At 64.5% G+C, this 7,632-nt stretch carries 5 protein-coding genes and 1 pseudogene; 4 read left to right on the top strand and 2 right to left on the bottom strand.

Annotation, left to right across the window (positions count from 1 at the left end):
- Window positions 1–65: 65 nt before the first annotated feature.
- Both QZ268_RS19275 and QZ268_RS19280 read right to left on the bottom strand, forming a co-directional pair.
- Entirely contained in the window at window positions 66–821 is a 756-nt protein-coding gene (locus QZ268_RS19275) for a TIM barrel protein (RefSeq protein WP_295455710.1), read from the bottom strand.
- 117 nt (window positions 822–938) lie between these two features.
- Window positions 939–1,538, bottom strand: coding sequence for a DUF1285 domain-containing protein (locus tag QZ268_RS19280; RefSeq protein ID WP_295455712.1), 600 nt, complete (start codon window positions 1,536–1,538; stop codon window positions 939–941).
- 64 nt (window positions 1,539–1,602) lie between these two features.
- Between QZ268_RS19280 and QZ268_RS19285 the strand changes: the two genes are divergently transcribed.
- The 4 genes and pseudogenes from QZ268_RS19285 to QZ268_RS19300 form a co-directional block, all read left to right on the top strand.
- Window positions 1,603–2,610: a MoxR family ATPase gene (locus QZ268_RS19285; protein WP_295455714.1), complete on the top strand. Its 1,008-nt coding sequence runs from the start codon at window positions 1,603–1,605 to the stop codon at window positions 2,608–2,610.
- Window positions 2,607–3,530, top strand: coding sequence for a DUF58 domain-containing protein (locus QZ268_RS19290; RefSeq protein WP_295455716.1), 924 nt, complete (start codon window positions 2,607–2,609; stop codon window positions 3,528–3,530). The genes QZ268_RS19285 and QZ268_RS19290 overlap by 4 nt, the downstream gene beginning before the upstream one ends.
- A complete protein-coding gene (locus tag QZ268_RS19295; RefSeq protein ID WP_295455718.1) occupies window positions 3,527–6,358 on the top strand; it encodes a DUF4159 domain-containing protein in 2,832 nt (943 codons plus the stop codon). The genes QZ268_RS19290 and QZ268_RS19295 overlap by 4 nt, the downstream gene beginning before the upstream one ends.
- 11 nt (window positions 6,359–6,369) lie before the next feature.
- A pseudogene (locus QZ268_RS19300) lies at window positions 6,370–7,632 on the top strand (hypothetical protein); the annotation flags it as partial.

The following is a 7,632-nucleotide window of genomic DNA, read 5'->3' on the forward strand; positions in this document are numbered from 1 at the left end:
TTTCAGTGCAGCAATTCTTACGTGCAGGCCAAAGTACCCACAGCCCGCAGTCATAAAGCCCGCGGTTATTCAGGCAGCCAGCTCAGACTATCCTCGGTCCGCAAAGTCGATGGGGTATACTCTGCACTGACCCAGCCCCTATAGCCACTGTCATCTATGGCCTGAAACAAGGCGGCAAAATCAACTGGTCCGGTTCCCGGTTCACAGCGACTGGGGGCGGCACCAATCTGCACATGCATCGCAGCTGAGCCAAAACTTTCCCAGACCTGGGCAGCATCGCCGTGGATCATCTGGGCGTGATAGGCGTCATATTGCAGCCCGACATTGGGCCGGTTGACCGCCTCCAGTATCTCAGCGGCCAGATTGTAATCATCCAGAAAATACCCTGGCTGATCGCCGGCATTCAGCGGCTCGATGGTAAAGCGCTGTTTGGGCGCAAAATCCGCCGCCCAGCGCAGGTTGTTGATGAAGGCATCGCGCGCCTCATCGCCCTTGGCATAGCCCGCCATCACATGGATAAGGCCCACATTCAGCACCTCGCCATAGCGCAGCACCCGGCGGATATCGCGCTGAAACCGGTCCGTGCCACCGGGATGGGCCGCATAGCCCGGCACACCTCCGGTGTAATTTGGCGGTGGCGCGTTGATCAGCAACAGCTCCAGCCCATTGGACAACAAGGCCCGCTGGGTTTCCTTGGCGGCAACCTCATAGGGAGACAGGATCTCCACCGCTTTGAACCCGGCATTGGCCGCCGCCGCAAAACGATCAAGATAGGGCAGCTCAGCAAAGAGCATTGAGATATTTGCCGCAAATCTTGGCATGTCAGAGACCTCCTGTCTGTCGTCGCCAGTGGTCTAGCCCTATCGCGGCCTTGCAGCCAAGCAGAGAAAACACTGCATTTTTTCTAACCGGCGCCGCCGCTCACAGCCGCAGGTAGCTCAGGGCAATTCCTTTGACGGGATCACCGGGAAAAAGCGTCCCCCCGACCACAGACCAAACCAGCCCTCATGGTGGCAGCCCAGCTCCACCAGCCGGTAAAAACTCTTGCGGTCAATCAGCGCTTCAAGATCGCTGCGCACCAAGACATAGGGCGAAGGCTCACCGGTCTGCAGATCCCGCTCAACCCGAATCGGATGGTCAGGCCCTGCCAGCATCTGATCGCCCACATGGGTGGTAAAATGCAGTTCCTGGGCGTCGCCCTCACCGCTTGCCTCAAAATCCACCGCCACAAAGGGCGCATCATCAACGGTGATGCCGACCTTCTCGACCGGGGTCACCAAAAAATATTTGCCATCTTCACGCTTCAGGATCGAAGAAAACAGTTTGACCAGCTCAAAGCGGCCAATGGGCGTGCCCAGGTAGAACCAGGTGCCGTCGCGGGCGATACGCATGTCCAGATCGCCGCAAAAGGGCGGGTTCCACAGATGCACCGGCGGTAATCCGCCCTTGCCCCCAGACTTGCCCCCGGCTTCGCCTGCTGCCTTGATCGAAGCCGCCAAGCCATCTGCCGATGGTGTCACAGATTTTTGTCCACTCATTGCTTTTGCCATTTCCCTCAACCGCGATACAGTAAGAGCATATATGCGCCGTGAAAGGAATGTCATGTCCGAACCTGACGATCTGCTGATCCAGATTGAAGCTCTGGAAGCCAAGCTGCAACTGGCACGGGAGTCGATCACCCGCCGTTTCATCGGGCAGGAAAGGGTCGTGGACCTGACCCTGGCTACCCTGCTCTGTGGCGGCCATGGCTTGCTGGTGGGGCTGCCCGGCCTGGGTAAAACCCGGCTGGTTGAAACCCTGTCCACCGTCATGGGGCTGGATGGCAAGCGGGTGCAGTTCACCCCGGACCTGATGCCCGCTGACATCCTCGGCTCTGAGGTGCTGGAGACCAACACCGATGGCAGCCGCGCCTTTCGGTTCCTGCCCGGACCGGTGTTCTGCCAGCTGTTGATGGCGGATGAGATCAACCGCGCCAGCCCGCGCACCCAATCGGCGCTGTTGCAGGCGATGCAGGAACGCCAAGTGACGGTTGCAGGCGCTGACCGGCCTCTGGGCTTGCCCTTTCACGTGCTGGCCACCCAGAACCCGATCGAACAGGAAGGCACCTACCCCCTGCCCGAAGCACAGCTGGACCGTTTTCTGTTTCAGATCGACGTGCCCTATCCCACCCGCGACACCGAACGCGATATCCTGCTGACCACCACCGGCACCGAGGAAGGCGCCGCCCATCAGGTGTTTTCCGCCGCCGAGCTGATCGCCGCGCAAGAGCTGCTGCGGCGCATGCCGGTGGGCGAATCAGTGGTGGAGATGATCCTGGATCTGGTGCGCGCCTTCCGCCCCGAAGAGCCCGGCGTCTCGGACCGGGTGGCGCAGACCGTTGCCTGGGGTCCTGGCCCCCGTGCGGCGCAGGCCCTGATGCTGGCGGTGCGCGCCCGCGCCCTGTTGCACAGCCGCCTGGCCCCCAATGCCGAAGACGTGCTCGATATGGCGCTGCCAGTGCTGAGCCACCGTATGCAGCTGAGCTTTGCCGCCAGGGCACGCGGCGACAGTCTCAGTGATCTCATCGCGCAGACCGCTGCGGATCTGACCCAGAACGGGATCGCCGCATGAGCCAGCCCGCCGCGCAACCAAGCACCGGCCGCTCTGTCGGCGCCTCTGCCGAGGCAGCACAGCTGCGCAGCCGCGCCGAAAGTGCTGCCAGTGCTCTGCCGCCGCTCTTGGTGCAGGCGCAGCAGCTGGCCGGATCGGTGCTGGGCGGCGAACATGGGCGACGGCGGGCTGGTATGGGGGATGATTTCTGGCAATACCGCCCCCTGCAACAGGGCGACAGCCGCCGGATGATTGATCATCGCCGCTCCGCCCGTGGGGACCAGCAATTTGTGCGCGAACGGGAATTGCAGATCGCCCAGACGGTGCATCTATGGGTCGATCAAGGCGCCTCGATGCGCTTTGCCTCAACCCTTGACCTGCCCCGCAAGATCGAGCGCGCCCGGCTGATCGGCCTCGCCCTGTCGATCCTGATGCTGCGCGGCGGTGAACGGGTTGGCCTGACCGGTGGCAGCCTGCCGCCGCGGCGTGGCAACCTGCAAATCTTGCGCCTGTGTGATGCGCTCAGCGCCGATGATACGCAGGACTATGCCCCACCCGAGCATCGCGCCATGGCCCCCCATGCCCGCGCCCTGTTCATTTCAGATTTCCTGGGTCCTTTTGAACCGCTGGAGCACGCCCTGTCGAAAGCCGCAGATCGCGGCGTACATGGCGTTTTGCTGCAGGTGCTGGACCCGGCCGAGGAACGCTTTCCCTTTGCGGGCCGCACCCGGTTCGAAAGCGTCACCGGCGCGCTCTCCCATGAGACCCTCAAGGCCGCTTCACTGCGGCAGCAGTATCTGGACCGTCTGGCTGAGCGACGGGACGCGCTGGAGCACCTGTGCCGCACCACAGGCTGGCGCATCGGCCAGCATCACAGCGATGCGCCTGCGCTCTCGGCTTTGATGTGGCTTTATCACGCGATGGATCGGGGTCAGCTATGACGATGATTGCTGGGCTTGGCTTTACCGCGCCCTGGCTGTTGCTGGGACTGCTGGGGCTGCCGCTGCTGTGGATCCTGCTGCGGGCGGTGCCGCCGGCGCCAAAGAAACAGATCTTTCCCGCAGTGACGCTGCTGCTGGGCCTGTCGGATAAGGACAGCCAATCCGACCGCACCCCCTGGTGGCTGTTGCTGTTGCGGCTTTTGGCGGTGGCGGCGGCGATCCTGGGCTTTGCCGGTCCGGTGCTGAACCCAACCCGCGACACCGCAGGATCCGGTCCGCTGGTCCTGGTGCTGGATGGCTCCTGGGCCGGGGCGACCAACTGGCAGGAAACCAGCAAACAGATCAGCAGCCGCCTGGAAGAGGCCGGACGCGCCAACCGCCCCGTGGCGCTGTTGCAGCTTACCGCCCCCAAGGCGCTGCAGTTTCAGGCCGCCGCAACCTGGCAACAGCAACTGCCCGGCCTGCTACCGCAGCCCTGGCAGCCCTCGGCGGATCAGATCGACGCCGCCACAGCCCATCTGGCTGCCAGCGACCAGCGCTTTGACAGCCTCTGGTTCAGCGATGGATTGGCCTATGCGGGTCAACAGGACATCACAGAGGCCTTGTCCAGCCATGGCGCCGTCACGGTGATCTCCTCTGGTCTGCCCATCCTGGGGCTGTTGCCACCTGTCGCCAAAGACGGCGCGCTGGAGATTTCGCTGTTGCGCAGCGCCCCCGGTGGCCCCACGCTGAGCGCCCAATCGGTTGAGGTTCTGGCCCGTGGCCGCGATCCCGGTGGCACCCACCGCACCCTGGCCCAGGTCACCGCGCAGTTTGAACCCGGGGCCACCAGCACCAGCCTGCAACTGGCCCTACCCGCAGAACTGCGTGCCAGGATTGAACGGTTTGAGCTGCCAGACCAGCGCTCTGCCGGGGCGGTGGCCCTGAGCGATGACAGCCTGCGACGCCGCGAAGTGGCGCTGATTTCATCCGGTGCCCCGGACGAAGGCCTGGCACTGTTGTCGTCGCTGCACTACCTGCGCCAAGCGCTGAAACCCACAGCCGAGCTGATCGAGGGCAGCCTGGGGGATATTCTGCCCGCCAATCCGGATGTGATCGTGCTGGCCGATGTGGCCCGCATCGCCCCGGACCTGCAGGACGCACTGGCCGAATGGGTCCAGGCAGGCGGTTTGCTGTTGCGCTTTGCCGGACCGCGCCTGGCCTCCAGCGACACCGCCCGCGACAGCGAAGAACTGCTGATGCCGGTGCGGCTGCGCATTGGCGGGCGCAGCATCGGTGGCGCCATGAGCTGGGGAGAGCCCAAAACCCTGTCGCCCTTTGCCGAAGGCTCGCCCTTCTTTGGTCTTACCATCCCGGCCGAGGTCTCGGTCTCGTCGCAGGTGGTGGCACAGCCCGACCCCAGCCTCGCCGCCCGCGTTATTGCTGCCCTCGACGATGGCACGCCCTTGGTAACCCGCAAGGCCCTGGGACAGGGACAGGTGGTGCTGTTTCACGTCACCGCCAATGCCGAATGGAGCAGCCTGCCCCTGTCGGGTCTGTTTGTGCGCATGCTGGAACGGCTGGCGGTGTCGTCAGCCGCAAAACCACCAGAGGCACAAAGTCTGGAAGGCACCACCTGGCGTCCTCTCACCATTCTGGACGGGTTTGGCCGCAGCGCCGACGCCTCTCGCCTGTCGGGGGTGGCTGGACCTGACCTGATTGAGCTGCCCACCGGGCCCGCGCTGCCCCCCGGCCTGTACCAAAGCGAAAGCCGCAGTCTGGCGCGCAACACGCTGGCTCAGGGGGATGTCTTGACCGTCGCCAGCTGGGGCAATGATGTGACCCAGGCAGGATACCACAGCAACCAGGAGCAGGCGCTGGCCGGGCTGCTGCTGGGGTTGGCGCTCCTCTTGCTGAGCCTCGATGTGGTGGCGACACTGCTGATCAGTGGCCTTTTGGCGCGGCGCCAAAGCCTTGCCATGATTGCTCTGGTCCTGGGGGCAGGGCTGGGCATGGCCGCAGGCTGGCCCACTGCGAGCCAGGCCCAAAATAACCAGGTCCAAACCAGCCAGGATACAGCCCGCGATACCACCCAGGACGAACATGCCATCCGCGCCGGAGAGCTCACCCTGGCCCATGTGCTCACCGGGGAGGCCAAGACCGACCGCATTGCCCTGGCGGGGCTGCGCGGCCTGTCAGACACGCTGTTCTTCCGCACCTCTGTCGAGCCATCGCCCCCCGTCAGCATTGATCTGGAGCGCGACGATCTGGCGCTCTATCCGCTGCTCTACTGGCCCGTCACCGCCAGCCAGCAGCTGCCTTCGGGGGAGGCTTATGCGCAGCTTAACAGATATCTGGGATCCGGCGGCATGATCCTGTTTGACACCCGCGACGCCGGGCGCCCGGCAAGTGGCAGCGCCAGCCCGGCAGCGCAGCGGTTACAGCAACTGGCGCTGCCACTGGATATCCCGCCGCTGGAGCCGCTGCCCAACGATCACGTGCTGACCCGCGCATTCTATCTGTTGCAGGATTTCCCCGGCCGCCACCCGCGCGGCGCGCTTTGGGTTGAGGCCGCGCCGGCAGATGCCCAACAGGTTGAGGGCATTCCCTTTCGCGATCTGAACGACGGGGTGACGCCGGTGGTGATTGGCGGCAATGACTGGGCTGCGGCCTGGGCGGTGGATACCAATGGCAGGCCGATGCTGCCCGTGGGCCGCGGCTATGCCGGCGAGCGCCAACGGGAACTCGCCTATCGCTTTGGTGTCAATCTGGTGATGCATGTGCTCACCGGGAATTACAAATCCGATCAGGTGCATGTACCGGCCCTGCTGGAACGGCTGGGACAATAGGGACGGATTTGATGACACAGACCATACTCTTTGACCCGCTGCTGCCCTGGCCTGTTCTTGCCGGTTTGGCGGCACTGGTGCTGGCCAGTATCGTGCTGGCCATTTGGCGGCGCTTACCCGGCTGGGGGCTGCGTGGGCTGGCAGCGCTCTGCCTGCTGGGGGCCCTGACTGGCCCGCTCAGCCAGAGCGAAGACCGCGCGCCGCTCAGCGATATTGTGCTGGTGGCGGTGGACAACAGCGCCAGCCAGCAGCTGTCGGACCGGCAGGCGCAGATGGCAGAGGCCCGCGCCGGATTGCAACGCCAGCTCAACGCCCGCCCCAATACCGAAACCCGCTGGATCACCGTCGAGGATAGCCCCGGAGACGGCGGCACCACGCTGATGCAGAGACTGTCTCAGGCGCTGGCGGATGAACCCCAGGGGCGCGTGGCCGGCATCATTGCCCTGTCGGATGGCCAGGTGCATGACACCGAACAGCCCATAGATCTGCCCGCACCGATGCATCTGTTGATGACCGGGCGAGAGGGGGACTGGGACCGGCGCCTGATCCTGCGCAATGCCCCGGCCTTTGCCATCATTGGCGAACCCATCACCCTGACCCTGCGGATCGAAGATCAGGGCACCCCGCCCCCGGATCAACGTCAGGCCCCGCTTGAAATCTCCATTGATGGCGGCCCGCCCCAACGCTTTAACCTGCCGCTTGGGGTGGATTTTGACCTGCCCCTGACCCTGCCCCATGGCGGGCGCAACGTGATCCGCTTTGCCACCCCGGAAATCCCGGGGGAGCTCACCGATCGCAACAATGCCGCCCTGGTGCAGATCAACGGGGTGCGGGACCGGCTGCGGGTGCTCTTGGTCTCGGGCGAGCCCCATGCCGGCGGGCGCACCTGGCGCAATCTGTTGAAATCCGACAGCTCGGTTGATCTGGTGCATTTCACCATCCTGCGGCCACCTGAGAAACAGGACGGGGTGCCGGTGGATGAGCTGTCGCTGATCGCCTTTCCCACCCGCGAGCTGTTTCTGGAAAAGATCGACGATTTCGACCTGATCATCTTCGACCGCTACCAGCGGCGCGGCATCCTGCCGGCGATCTATCTCGACAACGTGGCCAATTACGTGACAAGCGGCGGCGCGGTTCTGGTCGCGGCGGGCCCCGATTTCGCCACCGCCGACAGTATCTATCGCTCGCCGCTGGCGCCGGTGCTGCCGGCCCGGCCCACCGCCCGGGTGATCGAGGATCGCTATCGCCCGACGGTGACCGATCTGGGCGCGCGT

The organism is uncultured Pseudophaeobacter sp. (assembly GCA_905479575.1).
Lineage (GTDB): Bacteria > Pseudomonadota > Alphaproteobacteria > Rhodobacterales > Rhodobacteraceae > Pseudophaeobacter.